The organism is Bacillus cereus group sp. BfR-BA-01380 (genome assembly GCF_022663535.1).
In the GTDB taxonomy this organism is placed as follows: Bacteria; Bacillota; Bacilli; order Bacillales; family Bacillaceae_G; genus Bacillus_A; species Bacillus_A cereus_BB.
In genome coordinates, this window is the sequence record NZ_JAKUFS010000011.1 from 38,935 (window position 1) to 54,758 (window position 15,824).

The window sequence follows — 15,824 nt, forward strand, 5'->3', positions numbered from 1 at the left end:
TCACTTTTGTTTCATTTGTTTCACTAATAATTGTTTTACTTCGTTATATGTTAACCCAGATTTCTTATTTAACTCCTTCACTTCATCAATATCAGTGCCAACAACAGTATACTTTTTCTCTTTGTTCATACTACACATCCTTTTTCAAAAAATTAACACATACTACGTTTTTATAAAATACAATTACATGTTTTTGAATAGTTGTAAATGAAACATTGTTTTTTCGTATTTATTCCCTAAAGGTAGCACTCTTACCCATTTACTCCATTTTCAATTTCTCTCTCTCGATTTTAAAAAAGTATTACGACATAGCGCAACACCTTCTTTCTATTGTTTCATAAAAATGTTTGATTATAAGTAAGTCTTATAACGTTGATTTATCAAATTTGGGCCCGAAATCCTCACGCTAAGCAAATTTCGACATTAAACGAGCCGATTTTTTTACTCTAAAAAAAATCGGCTCTCGCTTTGCTAAGTTTGTTGCAATGGACGAAGAGATTCCAATGTTGTCATATCTTTTACATTAAATCGATGTTCTCCAAGAAAGTTTATATGCTCCCATCCCAGATGGTGAAATATGTTTTAGCAATTCGTCATTGAAATCATACTTACTCTTTAATACTTCTATAGCCTTACTCAAATTAAAGTTTTTTAAACCTAATTGGACTTACCATTAAGAGAGCGAGGATTAAGGTAATCCATGCATTTTCATATGAAAACAATCCCATACCAGCCAATAGTAATCCAGCAGCTGGAATAGGTAATCCTTTAAAATATCCAATGGTTGGTTTAACACTAAATTTAGCTAATCTTAAAGCACCCATCGTTGGGAAAAGGATAAATGCCAAAGAAGTTAAAATAGATGGTGCTGCTATCGAATGAAATAGAAGTGCAGGAGCAACTCCGAAACTAACAATATCAGCTAAGGAATCCAATTCTACGCCAAACTCACTGTTCACCTTTAATTTTCTCGCAATCCTTCCATCAAGAAGATCTAAAACAGCTGAAAAGAAAATAAAAATGGAGGCTACTTCCAAAAAACCATTCATATTCAAGGTAATTGAAAAAACACCGCACAATAAATTTCCGATCGTAAATAAGTTGGGTACAGCTTTTACTATTTGATTGAACAAGGTTGTCCCCCCTAAGTTGATTAAACTTCCCATTTATATAGCATTTTCTATATATTCTTCCACTATTCTAAATAAATATAGATCCAGCCGAAGAATCCAGTTTTTCACCTCTACTTTTTGCTCTCACTACTTTATTCATTCATAGAGGAAACAGGTAAAAACAAATTCACATTTGTTCCTTTTCCTTCTTCGCTTCGTATTTTAATTTCTCCCTTATGTTGTTTCATAATATTTTTTGCGATAGCTAGTCCTAATCCCGTCCCTCCTGTCTCTCGACTCCTTGCTTTATCCACTCGGTAAAATCGTTCAAAAATATGTTCTATTTCTTCCTTCGGTATACCGATACCATAATCACTTACTCGTATAACAGCATAATCTTCATTCTTCTCCAAGAAAATTTCAATTTTGTCAGAACTATATTTGATAGCGTTATCGAGCAATATGATGATGACTTGTTTGATTTTTAGCTCATCCATTTTCACCATGATAGGTGCTTGACCGTAATGGAGTGTAATTTCTCTTCTATAAACATCTTTGAATTGCTGTAGAATGCTGTGACATAGTGATACTAAATCAGATGATTTTATTTCTAAAACAGTTTCTTTTTCTGATGCTGCTAAATCCAGTAACGCTTCCGTCATTCTTTGCATTCGAGTTGCTTCTGAGTGGATCGCCTCAATCGCTTCTATTGTCATTTCTTCGTTTTGGATGCCTCGTCGTCTTACTAAATTGGCATAACTTCTAATGACTGTAAGAGGCGTTTTTAGTTCATGAGAGGCATCCGAAATAAACTGTTTTTGTTTTTCAGAGTTTTCTTGTAGCCTCTTAATCATCTGATTAAACGTTGTAGCCAGTTTTTCAAGCTCGTCTTTTGTTTGTTTATGAATGGTTATTGTTTTTGGAACACCGCTTTGTTCAATATCTTCCATCGTTTTAATCATATTAGAAATAGGTCGCATAATAATATTTGACAACCATTTCCCAATGAGAAGAGACAATATAATAGCGATAGCGGAGCAAGCGAAAAGAATAGATAATAAAATGTCTTTTCTCGTTTCAAGTCCAGTTAATCGCTCGCCAATCTCCAATGTGCCTACAACATGATTATCCGAAGTAATAGGAACTCGAGTGATTAAGATTTGCTCCTCTCGAATCTTGTATAGCTGCGACTCAGATTTTTCAGAGAATTCCGCTTCTATATCATATAAATGTTTATCATCCGTGACTTGGCTAATCACATGAGAATCAGGATTTATAATCCGAATAAAGGAATGCTCGACTAAATATGATTTTAATGCGTCTTCTGTTAGCGTTGTTGTATTTTGTTTATGAAGTTCTTGTATAATATTGTTCGCTTTTTCAAACAGCAGTTGTTCTTCCATATTTACAGTCGTTTTCATAAAAGCAAAAAATACAACAACGTTTATAATTAGTAATATACCAAATAGCCAAGCTGACATTAACAAATTAATTTTCGTTGTGATCTTCATCTTATTTCTCCCTTATGGAATACCCTATTCCCCGGATTGTATGAATTAATGTAGAAGAAAACTCCTCGTCTAGCTTCTTTCTAAGATGACGAATATACACGTCAATTACGTTCGTTTCTCCTTCGTATTGATATCCCCAAACATGAGTAAGAATACCTTCACGTGTTACAATCTTGTTTTTATTCGTAAGTAGATATACTAATAAATCATACTCTTTTGGAGTTAGTGAAATGGACTTCCCATTCCTTGTCACTTCTCTCGTCTCCATATTTATCGACAAATCCGCAATGGATAAAAGGGGTACTTGTTTATGTAATGGAACACCAGCTGTCATCATGGTGTTCGAACGAATACTTGAACGTACCCGCGCAAGAAGTTCCTCCATTTCAAACGGTTTTGTAACATAATCATTTGCCCCTTGATCTAAGCCCATGACTTTATCTAATGTTGTATTTCGAGCTGTTAAAAGGATTACCGGTACATGGATATCAGCCTTTCTTAATCGTCGTAACACTTCTATACCGCTCAATTCTGGCAACATTACATCCAGCAAGATTAAATCTAAATTTCCGTGTAAGGCTGCTTCTAATCCTGATTTTCCATCGTGTTTTACTAATACTTCGTATCCTTCATACTCCAGTTCTAACTGTAGTACCCTCGCTATTTGCACTTCATCTTCTACAACTAAAATCCGTTTGTTCATGATCTCCTCTTCTTTCTACATTCATTGTCTGTCATATTCCTGTATGCACTGGACATTATATTTGCTTATTTACGATAAGGCGCAACATCTCAAATAGCAAGAAATTCAAAAACATCCACACCCCACCGTATACATATCCGCCCACGATATCGCTTGGAAGTATATGAGAAAATCCAATGTTCGCAATTGCTATACATAGTAAAAGCAAAATACCCAGAAGAGGGAGAACAAATTGTATATACTTATTCTTCAGGTGACGTACTATTAGAAATAAGCAGGTTCCATACACGATGATGGTGATCGTTGCTTTTTCATCTGGAAAAGTAGAAGAACGAGTTGCCGCATCTTTTCCAATAAAATGAAAATAAGAAAGTGTGTGTAAGACCGCATTATGATATATATGCGCTCCCAGTATGGAAACGATAAGTAAAAGGCCTTCAAGCCATCTATTCCTTCCTTTTCTCCAGATGGCTAAAATCGTAATAATAATGAGAACACTCAATGCGATAGGTGACTGCAACGATAGGAATCCTTTGATACTACTTGTCCATCCTGTTTGAAGTACAGAATGAACAATATAGGTAGTAACCTCGTTAAACTGAGTAAACTCATTATATAAATAATCCTGTGCCATTCCCAACATTAAGGTTGTCATTCCTAGTAGGACTAGTGTAAGACTGATAAGGAACACTTCCGTTGCTCGGATTATTCGAAAGTAAGAAATAATTCTGTTAAGCAGTCGGACGAAAAAGTTTTTGATTTGGTTTTTGTAAAATTTATAAACTAGTAACCCTCCGATAGCGATAGCGAATACAAGGACAATATAGATGAGATATCGACCGGCCAATTTATGAAAGTCTTCCCAGCGCGGTCCTAATATTTTCCCTAGTGTAATAAAGGAAAAACCCCATAAACTCGCCCCTATATATGCCGGAACGACAAAGGTTCGATACGGCATCCTAGAAATGCCAGATACGTATCCTGTAAAATGCCGAATCCCAGGAATGAAATAAGCAAATAACAACAACTTACTACCTGATTGCTCCATCCATGCGGCTGTTTTGTTAAATCTTTTGGGACCCAAGTGAACATACTTTCCGTACTTCTCAATGAGCCTATATCCACCTATTCTTCCGATCCAATATGTGATTGTGATTCCAATTCCCCCTGCAGCAACCGCTGTTAAAAGGGCCAAGGTGTAATTCATTTTTCCTTGAAATACGAAGTAGCCTGCATAACTCATAAAAAATTCACCCGAAATAGGAATTGCAATAAGTTCCAGCGCAATCACTAAAAATAAAATAAGGTAACTGTAATGCTCAAAGATCGAAATAAAATGTTCCATGTCATTCCTCCGAACCAATTCTTCTTTGTGCCTAATCTTTCGGCTTTGCATTTTCTATTGGTTATCATTTGATTTTTGTCTCCATTTTTGAACCACTATAACACTAAACTCATAGTTATTTTTCTTTTTTAATCTATTTTTAATGTAATTTTTAGAGGATGTTCAGGTTCACTTGCTACACTTTAAATACATGTTTTTGGTCACTTGATTTACCTGAGGAACCAAAAATATATAAGCAAGGAGATGAACAATATGAATTATGAAATATTTCAATGGATTAATGACTTAGCCGGCCGCTCCTCTTTTCTAGATAGAGGGATGATCTTCATCACGAATAGCGTCCCTTATGTCGTAATCGCATTTATGTTATTTCTATGGTTTACTGCAAACAAAGAAAAAAGAGCAGAAAAACAATATACAGCTATGTACATTGTCTTTTCTTGCTTACTTGGATTGTCCATAAACGCAATCCTTCACCTTGTCTACTACCATCCACGTCCATTCGTGGCACATCATGTTCATCAATTAATACCGCATCCTGCTGACTCTTCGTTTGTAAGTGATCACTCGGTATTAGTATTCTCTATAACATGTACGCTGTTGCTACGAAATGATTCTTGGAAGTATCCCGTATTAGTATGGGCAATAATTGTTGGCATTTCGCGTGTATTCGTCGGAGTCCATTATCCTGCAGACGTAATTGGTGGCGCTCTTATTTCATATGGGGCAAGCCTATTAGTTATGAAGTTCTCTAAAAAATTGGAGCCTTTAGTACAAGTAGTGTTTTACATGTATAAGAAATTAACGAAACATATTCCTTTCCTAGCTAAGTACAGCTATAAAGATCTAAGTCTAGAAAGATAAGGATATTTCTAGGGAAAAATAGGCAGTAATAAGAGCGCAAGCTCCTATGGTTACTAGAGAAGTAAACTTTTTCTTATTATGAGGAAATGTTATTTTGTCTCTTTTGATTTACTGCCATTTACTTATTTTAGAGATTCTATTCACATGAATGAAACGAGGAGGTCAGAGAATGAAGAAGATTGTTGAGGGAGCGATGCAGCGAGGCATATTAATGATTGTTTGTGCTCTCATTATATTGGCTTGGGGAGGCATTTCTGCTTTCCAAATGCAACGCGACTATTTACCAGGAATTAACAACAGCACTCTTACAGTAAGTATGCGTGTTCCTGCGGAGCAAGCAGATCAAATCAAGAAAGAAATTACAGACCCGCTTACGAGTGCTGCACAAACTGTAGACGGATTAGCAAACGTAGAGACAACCTCATATGATGGCGGTTTGTTTATGAGTTTGTATTTTCCTATGAATTTTGACATGAAGAAAGCAGAAGACGAAGTAAACAAAGCGTTGGCAAACGCACAGTTACCGCCTACTGTTACAGCGAAACCAACTGTGACGAGAGTCACTACAAGTTCATTTCCTGTTTTAACGTATAGCTTAACAAGTTCTAAGTTTAATGAACAAGAACTGCGCTCAAACGTACAACAAGACATTGTAAAACAACTCAAATCCGTACCAGGTGTTTCAGATGTGAGCGTCTTTGGTGGAGCAAAGGATGGATTTGTATTAAACGTACGCATGAAGGATTTAGCAAAAAACGGACTAACACTGGATGATGTAAATAAATCATTATCTACATCTCTTCCAAGTTTGCCAAAAGGAACAATGCAAAATAATCAATTATCCATTCCAGTAAGTTTTGATGGATTAACACTAGATGAACAACAACTTAAAAATGTACCTATTAAAAACGCACAAGGAAAAACTGTACCTTTATCAGCGGTTGCGGATATCTCTCGTTCCTTAAATGATGTGAAGACCGTGTCTAGAACAAACGGTCAACCTAGCGTAGTGCTAAACGTCATTAAAACACCTTCTGCTAATATTACAGACGTAGCAGCACAAGTAAAAGACCGAGTACAACATCTTGCACCCGTTAAAAATGGTGACGTTTCAATGCAAACCTTATTGGATCGCGAACAGGAGTTAAACAGTTCCTTATTCGGATTAGTTCGAGAAGGATTACTCGGCTGTGTATTCTCTATGATCTGTGTATTTTTCTTTTTCCGTAATGTTCGATCTACTTTGCTTATCGCAATCTCATTGCCGATTTCCTTATTGGCAACAACCGCGATATTAAAATCTATGGGTATCACATTAAATATTTTAACAGTTTCCGGTTTGATTGTAGCGATGGGACGAATTGTGGATGATTCGATTGTCATTTTGGATAACATGTACCGTAAAAAAGAAGAATCCAAAGAGAAATCTTTACTCTCATTACTGGGATCTGCGGTAACGGAAATGTTACCTGCGATTCTCGCATCCACTTTAACAACTATTGCGGTATTTATACCAATCACCATGGTAGGAGGTATGATTAGTGCATCTTACAGTGGATTTGCTTGGTCAGTAGTCATTGCACTTATTACTTCATTCTTTGTTGCGATGTGCGTTATTCCAGCTTTAGCATTCATGGGTTGGAAAGGTGCTCCATCTAATAAAAAATCAGTAAGCATGGAGCCGATGATGAAGCCGGTTTTACAATCTGCTTTAAAACATAAAAAAACAATGGTGTTTGGGTCTGTAATTATCTTTGTGTTCGCAGCCATTTATGCTGCCTTCCTTCCTATTAACTTTTTGCCAAGCGCTAAATCTGGTCAAATTGCCGTTAAGGTAGAATTACCAAAAGGAAGTACATTACCAGAGGTAGATGCAGAAGTTCAAAAAGTGGAACAAACTTTAAAAGAAAATCCGAAGGTGAAATCATATTCGTCTAGCTTTGGTTCCACCATGACTCCTCAAAGTGATGATGTGTTCGACCAAGGAGGAGGATTTATTCAAAGTCCAAATGTCGCGAATCTCTCTGTTGCATTGAAAAATGAAAAGGATGCAGATTCTGTTATTCAAGATTTACAATCTCAATTGCCGCATCTTTCCGATAAAGTAGCCTACACCGTAACTAGTCAAAATATCTCCGGTGATGATTCACAAATGAAACTATTGCTCACTGGTGCAGACCAAGTTACACTCGATCAAACGGCTCAAAAGGTAAGAACGGAGTTAGCAAAAATATCTGGATTAAGCGTAGATGGAAAAGTAGATTTAACGAATGGATTACCGAAATATAAAGTAACTTTAAATCGTTCAGCTATTGAACAACAAGGTGTGAATGTTGCCGACATCCTAAAAGTAGTAAACAGATATATGGCACAGGCGAAGGATGCAACGATTACCATTGATCACAAGAACCTTCCAGTAGACGTATATCTAGATCAAATTGCTTCTGGACAGGATTCAAAGATTCAGATTGATGCTTCGCCAAGTGAAGTAATGGCTTCATTAGGAGCTGAAACGTTCCAAACGAAAAACGGAAATAGTGTAAGACTTGACCAGCTAGCAACGATTACACAAGATGCGTCTCCGTCTACAATCAGTGAACGAGATGGCCAACCATTTTCTACCGTTACAGCTCAAATTACTTCAAATGACATTAGCAAAGTTTCAAACCAAGTGGATCAAACACTGCAAAACATGAAGCTGCCAAAAGGTGTAAGTTATTCTATTGGAGGTATATCAGAACAAGTCAAACAAATGATTTTTGATATGTCCATTGCTATAGCGTTCTCCATTTTGTTAGTGTTACTGATTATTTCATCAGTATTTAAAGGTTGGAGAGCTCCGTTAGCTGTACTACTCAGCATCCCCCTTGCCTTAAGTGGTGTCGTAGTTGCACTCGTGCTGTTTGGCGGGGAGTGGAACTTAGCAGCCTTAATTGGGGTACTTATGTTGACGGGAATCGTGGTAACGAACGGAATTGTATTAATCGACAAAATCGAACGAAATCGAAAAGAAGGAATGCCTATTAAAGAGGCTGTATTGAATGGTAGTCTTTCAAGGATTAGACCAATCTTAATGACAGCAGCAGCAACAATCCTTACTTTGTTACCACTTGCATTTTCTCGTAGTACGGATACGGTTATTTCTCAAACATTAGGTATCGTGGTGATAGGAGGAATGGTTACATCAACAATTAACAGCTTTATTATCATTCCAATTATTTATGAGTGGCTTCATAAGAAATCAACTCATAGTAAAGTAGAAGTAGCAAAAAGTGCTAAACAATCATCTTAAGCATTATTAGAAATACGGCTAATAAAAATATATATTGCACCGATAGGTTACTGATATTAACGAAAAGCAGCACAATTTAATGACATACCTTTGTGCTAAGGTTTAAAATTAATGCTGCTTTTTCAAAGTACAAAGTCCTTTACAGAGTTTTTTTCTCAGTAAAGGACTTTTTTATTCAGTAAAGAATTTTTTTATTTAGTAAAGAACTTTTTTATTTTTTGACAATCTCACTTCTCAAACACAAAATTAATCTTATTATCTTTCCATTCTAACTTCGCATCAAACGTTTTATCGTTCTTCTTAAAACCTTTCATTAACTCCGTCTGTTCACCTTTTAGTAGCTTCTTCATATTCTTTTGTGAAATCGTTTTTCCTAATATCTTTTTAGAGATTGTGAAATCACATTTCGTTGTATTATAGTTCGAGCATCCATAAAAAGTAGATTTATCAATGACATCTCCATCACACTTTTTACATTGTCCAACTTTTTTACCGACTGTAAATTTAGAATTAGATCGTTCAATAGATTCCACATGTAACCCCGTGAAATCCCATTTCTCAGACATTTCAATTGCATCTTCAATAATTTTTGCTGAGAGCTTTTTCGTTTGTTCCATAAACGTTGCTGGTGAAGCTGTACCCTCTCCAATTTCGGCAAGGCGCTGCTCCCATTTTGCTGTCATTTCTGGAGAAGCTAATATTTTATCGCCAATTGCAGTAATTAATACTTTTCCTTTATCGGTTGCATACACTTGGTTCTTCGTCACATCAATGTACTTACGGTCTTTTAACATCGTAATAATACCAGCGCGCGTCGCTTCAGTGCCTAAGCCTTCTGTCTTTTTTAACACCTTTTCTAGCTCTTCATTTTCTAAATACTTCCCAGCCGTCTTCATAAGTGTAATAAGTTGACCCTCTGTATAACGTTTTGGTGGCTGTGTTTTCCCTTCTTTCACTTTCACCTTTGTTACCTTTCCTTGCTCTCCTTCTGCAACAACCGGTAAAATTGTTTCATCATCTTTATCATCTTGAAAAATCACTTTGCGCCAGCCTTCTTGAATTTGCTGCTTTCCTTTTGAAATAAATTCCGCACGTCCATCAACGAGTGTTGTAATCGTTGTATAATCAAAAATAGCCGCTTCGTAATGCGCCGCAATTAAACGTCTTACAATCATATCGTAAATTTTCTTTTCATCGCCAGATAGTTTACTTGGATTTGTAACTTGCTCTGTCGGAATGATGGCATAGTGATCTGTAACCTTTTTCTCATTTACATAGCGCTTATTATTCATAATAGAAGGAATCGGTGCTGGCAATACATCTTTATATTCTTCAAACTGACTTAATTTCTGTAAAATATCAGGAAATGTGGCAGCTTCACCTTCTGTTACATAGTTAGAATCCGAACGTGGATACGAGACAATTCCTTTTTGATATAAAGCTTGTGTTATATCAAGTGTTTTCTTCGGTGAAAATTTAAATGCTTTATTCGCCGTTGCTTGTAAAGATGACAAGTTAAATAAAAATGGTGGTTGAAACTCTTTCCGCTCTGTTTTCATTTCTTTCACTTCAGCCGGTTTATTTTGACAAAATGCAGCGATTTTATTTGCCATATTTGGGTCTTTTAAGCGCGACTCATTATCTTGTTCCCACTTACCTTCATATTTTTTTCCTTCTATATGAAAAGTTGCGAACACTTCCCAAAATGGCTCTGATTTAAAGTTTTCAATTTCTTTCTCGCGTTTCACAATTAATGCAAGTGTCGGTGTTTGCACACGCCCAGCGGAGAAAACATCATTCATTCCTTTTTTCTTTAGTAAAATACTAAAAACACGGGAAGCATTCATTCCAACTACCCAGTCCGCACATGCCCGTGTATATGCTTCGTAATAAGTATTCACCGTATCTGCTTCATCAAGTAAGTTTTTAAACCCTTGATAGATTGCTTGCTTCGTTAAAGAAGAAATCCAAAGACGTTTCATCGGTTTTTGCACATTACAAAGATGAATGATATTCCGTACAATTAATTCCCCTTCGCGCCCAGCATCTCCCGCATGAATAATTTCCGTCACTTGCGGATTATGTAACAGCTGTTTCACAACATTAAATTGCTTATACTTTGATTTTGTTACTTCAAACTGAAAACGTTCTGGAATCATTGGCAACGTATCTAATGACCATTTTTTCCACTCTGCATGATAATGTTCCGGGTTACATAACTGTGTCAAATGACCAATTGCCCATGTACAATAAGCCCCGTTCGGAAACAATTCATTCGCCTCTACTTCTAAATAGCCATCTTTCCGTCGATATTTGAATTGAGAAACAAGCGCCAAACCTTGATCTGGTTTCTCGGCAATAATTAATTTCATTTTAAAACTCCCTATCTAAATTCCAGTATAGCTTCAATGATATCTCTTCATTTTTCACATATAAGTATAACCTACAATTCTGTATGCTCTACTATAGACTTCTAATATTATACGCTTAATTTTATTACCTTCACAATAGGAACTCCTTATATATCGTACATCTTATTTTCTACTGTTTGATTAAAATAAAGTATTAGACTAAATAGTAATTATGCAATTTTTATACAGGAAATAAAAAACGTCATTTTGAAAAAAGATTGATCAAAATGGCGTCTTTCTTTCCACTAAAATACAATTTTTTATAATAAGGTTTGAACATTTTTAAGTCCTTATTTAACGAAAGCACTCGTAACTTTAAGTACATTTCTTCATAATCTGCTGGCAAGTTTAATATCGTTTGAATCGAAGTGATTCGCTCTTATCCATTTATAATCACGCCACCGTTTACATGAAGGATTTGTCCTGTCACATATGAGGAGTCGTCCGACGCCAAATAAACATAGGCAGGTGCCAGTTCAAAAGGTTGTGCAGTACGTTTCATTGGCGTATTGCTTCCTAGTGTTGCATAAAGTTCTGGCGGAGCGCTTGAGGGGATAAGAGGGGTCCATACAGGACCTGGAGCAACGCCATTGACCCGGATTCCTTGATTAATGACTGATAATGCTAACGAGCGGGTAAATGCAACGACAGCTCCCTTGGAAGCGGCATAATCAATCGCGGGATCAAGTCCGTTGTATGCGGCAAGTGAAGCCGTATTGATAATAGAGCTTCTATTTTTTAAATAAGGCATAGCTGCTTGTGTTAAATAAAAATATGAAAAAATGTTTGTTTGAAACGTACGTTGGAGCTGCTTTGCTGAAATGTCGCTGATACTTGCTTGTGTATGTGCTTCTCCCGCATTATTGATCAGGATTTCAAGGTGGCCAAATGCTTCCATTGTCTTTTTAACGACATAATGACAAAACCCGTCATCCCCAATATCACCTGCGATGGTCAGGCATTGTCTGCCCAATTGGTTCACTCTGTCTTTTGTTTCGGATGCATCCCCATGCTCATTTAAATAAACAATTACAATATCCGCCCCTTCTTTTGCGAAAGCAATGGCGATAGCCCGGCCGATCCCGCTGTCTCCCCCAGTAATGATGGCGACTTTGTTCAATAGTTTGTTGCTTCCAGAATAATTAGGATTTTCGGAGATAGGTCTTGGAATCATCAAAGATTCAATACCCGGCTGCTGAGGTTGGTATTGCGGGGGAAATTCGATTGGAACTGTATCGCACTTTTCTACAAACCCAAAATGCTCATACATAATAAGCCAGCCCCCTTCGATTATATGTGATTTAGCATATTCTTAAAAAGATTATAGGTGCATGCCCTGTGTATTAGCTTTCCATTTTTCCGATCCATTCCCTGTCTGTATAAATACGAAGTTGGACAGCAGATTCCCGCATTTGTAGAGCATTTTTTCCATTGTAATCACTCTCTCCGATTACCCGCCAACTTACATTCACCTGCCACTTTAGTTCAATAAGAATTATTATCAAAGTAATCTAGTTGAAACAGGAGTCATATATTCTATCAACTTTTTGTTGAGTCTGATTCCTTTTGTGATTTTGATGAACTGGTTGTACTATAAAACGGGACGGAATATTATCATTGCCATCGTTTTTCATATTACGGCTGGTCTTTTCAACGAAGTGTTTGCAACACACCCCATGAGCAAAGTCATACAAACAGTTCTTTTTCTTATTTTATCCATCGTAATTGTAATAAAAGAACGTGATTTCTTTTTCAAGTTAGAATATCAAGAAAAATAATTGTAAATTTATGTTAATATATAGACTGTGAGAGTTTGTACTTAAACTGATGAGTCAAATTAGTTGAATAAGGATTGGTTAAGTTATACAGCACTGGTAAAAAGGGAGAGAAAACAATGTTACAATCACTGATTTTTGATATGGATGGAACTCTATTTCAAACAGAAAAAATTCTAGAATTATCACTTGATGATACTTTTAACCATTTACGGTCACTAAATTTATGGAATACAGTAACTCCTATTCATAAATACCGTGAAATTATGGGTGTACCTTTACCAAAGGTTTGGGAAGCTTTGTTACCTAATCATTCCAATGAAGTAAGAGAACAAACAGATGCTTATTTTCTGGCAAGATTAGTGGAAAACATAAGAAGTGGGAAAGGCGCTTTATATCCTAATGTAAAGGAAGTTTTCAGTTATTTAAAAGAAAATAATTGTTCAATTTACATAGCGAGTAATGGTTTAACGGAATATTTACAAGCAATTGTGAGTTATTATAATTTGGATAATTGGGTTACTGAAACATTTAGTATTCAACAAATACAAACACTCGATAAAGGAGATTTAGTTAAAACAATTATAAAAAAATATGATATAAAAAAGGCAGCAGTAGTTGGAGACCGTCTATCTGATATACATGCAGCTAAAGATAACGGTTTGATTGCAATTGGATGTAATTTTGATTTTGCACAAGAAGATGAACTTGCCCAGGCTGATTTGGTAATAAATGACTTAATAGAGTTAAAAACACTATTGCCTGAAATGAAAATAGTTTACTAAACTAACGGGGCTTTAACTGAATAAGCGGAATAATAAATCAACGGAGCTGACCCAAAAGGTTTGGGTCAGCTCCGTGTCCATCGATATATCGACCGTTCTTTGCAATATATCGACGCTTTTCACATTATATCGACCGTTCTTTAGAATATATCGACGCTTCGACACATTATATCGACTTTCCGACGATATTCGACATACGAGTAGTCGAGCCGCTGAACTAAATTATATCGAAAAGTGAAAGGAGCTACTTGATATATAAGTAGTGTGCTTTGTTTCTTTACACGAAAAGAATTTGGTTACTTAAAATCCTAGAACTACATGAATATATACGCTCAAAATTGGGCGCTCCTTATTATTTTGCAACGATTTGCCTATCCTTTACGTTTGGATTGTATACTCCCATAAAATTCTCAATCTCTTCAACCGTTCTGATTATGTCTTTTGACAGGTTTTCATATCCTTTTTCGGTAACAAGAATATCATCTTCGATACGAATTCCAATCGCTTCTTCTTCAATATACAAGCCTGGTTCCACCGTAATAACCATGCCGGCCTCGAGCACTCGCTCTTTGTATGAACCTACATCATGAGTATCTAAACCGAGGAAATGGCTCACTCCATGATAATAATAGTTGGAGAGTTCCGAGTCTTCTTGGATTAAACCAATTTTCTTACATTCTTCCGCCAGCACCTTTTTCGTATGCTCATTTAATGCAGAGAATTTTAATCCCGGTCTCACAAGCTCAATTGTTTCCCTCAACGCCTTTAACACAATGTTGTAAATCAGTTTTTGACGACTCGAAAATGTTCCGCTCACTGGGAACGTATAGCTGATATCAGCATTGTAGTAATCCTTCTGAGCTCCAAGATCAAGCAGTACTAGGTCACCTTTATTAATTTTAGAATCATTGTCCTCATAATGCAGCACGGTTGCATTTTTACCACTTGCCAAAATCGTATTGAATGCATGATGCTTAATACCAGATGATTTTAGCGTAAAATCAAAATGAGCTTCCAATTCATATTCCATCATGCCCTCTTTAGCATGCTTGAGCACATTATAGATACCCTCTTTTGTAACCATAATTGCTTCCTTTATCTTTTCAATCTCCTCATCAGTTTTGAACACTCGTAATTCACAAATATTTGGATAAACGTTACCGATTGAAAGGTGTGGATAATGTTCTCTTACATGCTTAGCGAATGCTAATGTCCGTGTCTGCATCCCTGCCCACTCACGGCGTTCCAAATCTAAATACACGTGCTTCACATGTTCTGTAAAAAATGTTCGCGCTATTGATGATTCAAAGCTTTCTAAAAATACTATCGTTTTTATACCAGAAATGGTTTGTGCTTCTTCTTTTGAAATCGTTTTGCCTACCCATTTTTCAAGAACCGGATCTGCTTTTTCAATGAAAAGTACTTCTTCCACTGTATCTCCGAATTTTTTTAACACAAAAATAATATTCGGCTCATCAATACCAGTCATATAATAGAAGTTTCGGTTTGGCACAAATTTATAATGGTCATCAGCTGACTTATAAGGCGCCTGTCCAGCAAATAGAATGGTAACAGATTCATCCGGCAATGTTTCTGCTAATTTTTTTCGATTGCGAGTAAAAAATGATTGCTTCATAACAATCCCCCTTAAGTTCTATAAATTCCCTTCAAACTGACTATCCAGTTTATCCCGCATTAACGGGCAGTAATACTCCCACCTCAAAATTCGACGAAAGCAAAGAAGTTAGGCGGGAGATAAACTGCCCGTAAAAGCCCGATTGGTTCAACTAATAATCAGTGGGGGATGAAGAAAACCCCCACTGATTAAAGTTTCACTTTATTTCATTGTATTATTGTTATAATTTTCCGTCAATTACCCAGAAACATTAGTGCCATAACGCTCTATGAAAATATCGTTATTCATTTTCCATATTTAGTTCTTTTAGGCTCTACTTACTTTTAGCATACATACAAGCATCAGTTATATTACACAAACAATGTATGGTGAAATTCACAGGTTATCAGT

11 protein-coding genes and 1 pseudogene are annotated in these 15,824 nt (G+C 36.3%); 3 read left to right on the forward strand and 9 right to left on the reverse strand.

Going from position 1 to position 15,824, the window contains the following annotated elements:
• The 6 genes and pseudogenes from MR076_RS26385 to MR076_RS12240 form a co-directional block, all read right to left on the reverse strand.
• Positions 1–129 carry a hypothetical protein gene (locus tag MR076_RS26385; protein ID WP_277928457.1) on the reverse strand — a complete coding sequence of 43 codons (129 nt, stop codon included), beginning with the start codon at positions 127–129 and terminating at the stop codon, positions 1–3.
• Positions 130–471: 342 nt separating this feature from the next.
• Positions 472–640 (reverse strand): annotated as a pseudogene (locus tag MR076_RS26800) (Tn3 family transposase); the annotation flags it as partial.
• A 1-nt stretch (position 641) separates the two neighbouring features.
• The gene (gene pssA / locus MR076_RS12225) at positions 642–1,133 is read right to left on the reverse strand and encodes a CDP-diacylglycerol--serine O-phosphatidyltransferase (RefSeq protein WP_242220889.1); all 492 of its coding nucleotides are present in this window, start codon (positions 1,131–1,133) and stop codon (positions 642–644) included.
• 131 nt (positions 1,134–1,264) lie between these two features.
• Positions 1,265–2,623, reverse strand: a complete 1,359-nt coding sequence (locus MR076_RS12230; RefSeq protein ID WP_242220891.1) for a HAMP domain-containing sensor histidine kinase — start codon at positions 2,621–2,623, stop codon at positions 1,265–1,267.
• 1 nt (position 2,624) lies between these two features.
• On the reverse strand, positions 2,625–3,326 hold the full coding sequence (locus MR076_RS12235; RefSeq protein ID WP_242220893.1) for a response regulator transcription factor: 702 nt from the start codon (positions 3,324–3,326) through the stop codon (positions 2,625–2,627).
• A gap of 55 nt (positions 3,327–3,381) precedes the next feature.
• Positions 3,382–4,671 (reverse strand): VTT domain-containing protein, encoded by a 1,290-nt coding sequence (locus MR076_RS12240; protein WP_242220895.1) that lies wholly within the window; start codon positions 4,669–4,671, stop codon positions 3,382–3,384.
• Between the two features lie 252 nt (positions 4,672–4,923).
• On the opposite strand from MR076_RS12240, the gene MR076_RS12245 reads away from it, so the two are divergent.
• Entirely contained in the window at positions 4,924–5,535 is a 612-nt protein-coding gene (locus MR076_RS12245; protein ID WP_242220897.1) for an undecaprenyl-diphosphatase, read from the forward strand.
• A 169-nt stretch (positions 5,536–5,704) separates the two neighbouring features.
• A complete protein-coding gene (locus MR076_RS12250; protein WP_242220899.1) occupies positions 5,705–8,827 on the forward strand; it encodes an efflux RND transporter permease subunit in 3,123 nt (1,040 codons plus the stop codon).
• Between the two features lie 227 nt (positions 8,828–9,054).
• Here the strand turns inward: MR076_RS12250 and topB are convergent, their stop codons facing one another.
• Complete coding sequence (topB, locus tag MR076_RS12255; protein WP_242220901.1) at positions 9,055–11,199, reverse strand: DNA topoisomerase III; 2,145 nt, start codon at positions 11,197–11,199, stop codon at positions 9,055–9,057.
• A 418-nt stretch (positions 11,200–11,617) separates the two neighbouring features.
• Positions 11,618–12,508 (reverse strand): SDR family oxidoreductase, encoded by an 891-nt coding sequence (locus MR076_RS12260; RefSeq protein ID WP_242220903.1) that lies wholly within the window; start codon positions 12,506–12,508, stop codon positions 11,618–11,620.
• Between the two features lie 624 nt (positions 12,509–13,132).
• Here MR076_RS12260 and MR076_RS12265 point away from each other — a divergent pair.
• Positions 13,133–13,798, forward strand: a complete 666-nt coding sequence (locus tag MR076_RS12265; protein ID WP_242220905.1) for an HAD family hydrolase — start codon at positions 13,133–13,135, stop codon at positions 13,796–13,798.
• 352 nt (positions 13,799–14,150) lie between these two features.
• Here the strand turns inward: MR076_RS12265 and MR076_RS12270 are convergent, their stop codons facing one another.
• Positions 14,151–15,434 carry an aminopeptidase P family protein gene (locus MR076_RS12270; protein ID WP_242220907.1) on the reverse strand — a complete coding sequence of 428 codons (1,284 nt, stop codon included), beginning with the start codon at positions 15,432–15,434 and terminating at the stop codon, positions 14,151–14,153.
• Positions 15,435–15,824 lie beyond the last annotated feature (390 nt).

Coding starts and splice junctions, on each gene's coding strand:
- MR076_RS12250 (WP_242220899.1), top strand. CDS start 5,705: ATGAAGAAGATTGTTGAGGGAGCGATGCAGCGAGGCATATTAATGATT.
- MR076_RS26385 (WP_277928457.1), bottom strand. CDS start 129: ATGAACAAAGAGAAAAAGTATACTGTTGTTGGCACTGATATTGATGAA.
- MR076_RS12230 (WP_242220891.1), bottom strand. CDS start 2,623: ATGAAGATCACAACGAAAATTAATTTGTTAATGTCAGCTTGGCTATTT.
- MR076_RS12240 (WP_242220895.1), bottom strand. CDS start 4,671: ATGGAACATTTTATTTCGATCTTTGAGCATTACAGTTACCTTATTTTA.
- MR076_RS12245 (WP_242220897.1), top strand. CDS start 4,924: ATGAATTATGAAATATTTCAATGGATTAATGACTTAGCCGGCCGCTCC.
- MR076_RS12270 (WP_242220907.1), bottom strand. CDS start 15,434: ATGAAGCAATCATTTTTTACTCGCAATCGAAAAAAATTAGCAGAAACA.
- MR076_RS12235 (WP_242220893.1), bottom strand. CDS start 3,326: ATGAACAAACGGATTTTAGTTGTAGAAGATGAAGTGCAAATAGCGAGG.
- topB (WP_242220901.1), bottom strand. CDS start 11,199: ATGAAATTAATTATTGCCGAGAAACCAGATCAAGGTTTGGCGCTTGTT.
- MR076_RS12265 (WP_242220905.1), top strand. CDS start 13,133: ATGTTACAATCACTGATTTTTGATATGGATGGAACTCTATTTCAAACA.
- MR076_RS12260 (WP_242220903.1), bottom strand. CDS start 12,508: ATGTATGAGCATTTTGGGTTTGTAGAAAAGTGCGATACAGTTCCAATC.